The sequence below is a fragment of the Thermococcus sp. MV11 genome, from assembly GCF_012027285.1.
Taxonomy (GTDB): Archaea; Methanobacteriota_B; Thermococci; order Thermococcales; family Thermococcaceae; genus Thermococcus; species Thermococcus cleftensis.
Window position 1 is genome coordinate 1 of the sequence record NZ_SNUD01000012.1, and the last position, 434, is coordinate 434.

General features: G+C 49.8%; 1 protein-coding gene and 1 pseudogene. Both read left to right on the forward strand.

What is annotated here, in order from left to right:
- Positions 1 to 180, forward strand: a pseudogene (locus E3E27_RS10600) (M1 family metallopeptidase); the annotation flags it as partial.
- A gap of 72 nt (positions 181 to 252) precedes the next feature.
- The coding region (locus E3E27_RS10660) for a hypothetical protein (protein ID WP_206204895.1) at positions 253 to 434 on the forward strand (182 nt) is incomplete at its 3' end.

Sequence of the window (434 nt, forward strand, 5' to 3'; positions counted from 1 at the left end):
TGGCTCGGCCTTTGGGAGCTTTCCTACACGAAAGGAGCTTTGATTCTCCATGAACTCCACAGGAAGGCCGGCGATTCCTTCTACGAAATCCCGAGGAGGCTTGTTAGAGAGGAGCACGTTGACTTCGAGGTGTTTCGGGAGATTGTGAAGGAAACCACCGGGCTTGAGCTAGATATTTAGGTTAGCACCGTAGGAACAACTTGCGGAGGAAAAGTATTTATGATCCAAAATCCAAAAATATCCGGGGTTCCCATGAGACGCATCAAACTTATTGTTTCACTTATCCTTATAGTTCTAATCACAATGTCCAATGGGTGCATCAACAGTCCCGGGGAGGAAAAAACAGAAAGCCCGGTGATTGAGACGGCCCACGAAGGCGTGGACGAACGTATCTCCGGGAACACGTCCCCGCTGGAGGGAGCAAAAGCCACGTT